The sequence below is a fragment of the Erythrobacter sp. HI0063 genome, assembly GCF_001635685.1.
Taxonomy (GTDB): Bacteria; Pseudomonadota; Alphaproteobacteria; order Sphingomonadales; family Sphingomonadaceae; genus Qipengyuania.
Genome location: NZ_LWFF01000143.1, coordinates 1 through 426, shown reverse-complemented (window position 1 = coordinate 426; position 426 = coordinate 1). Strand labels below are relative to the sequence as shown.

Below are 426 nucleotides of genomic sequence, written 5' to 3'. Positions count from 1 at the left end.
GTTTGCCGCAACGTACTCGCCAGATCTTGCTTTGCGCGTGCGCGCCTCTCCCAGATGTTGCTGGGGTTCCACCGGAAGACCACGGGCAGCATGCGACAAGGCAGTGTGGCGCTCGCACTGACCGGCTTCGCGCGACATGCGTGTCATCGCACGCGCAAAATTTTCCCGCAGGAGCTGCATGCTTCGGGGATTGTCGAGATCGGTGCGCAGGGCCTCGGCTACCTCCCACTCGTTCGGGCCGACGCGCGTCATCGGGCGATAGCTTGACATGACATGGGCATGCCAATTGCGAGGATCCCCATCGGGATCGGGCGCATGCAGGGCGATTGCGTATGGTAGCCCATGCTTCCCGAAACACTCTTCGGCCCATTCGCGCGTAGTCTGAAACTGCTGCTCATTCGACCAGCGGTAGTCGAGCGCCAGCAC

The 426-nt window shown here is 62.2% G+C and carries 1 protein-coding gene; it reads right to left on the bottom strand.

All coding sequences use genetic code 11. From position 1 onward, the window contains the following. Positions 1–426 (bottom strand): MobA/MobL family protein (locus A3736_RS05685; protein ID WP_197465501.1); only part of this gene is annotated, 426 nt, incomplete at both ends.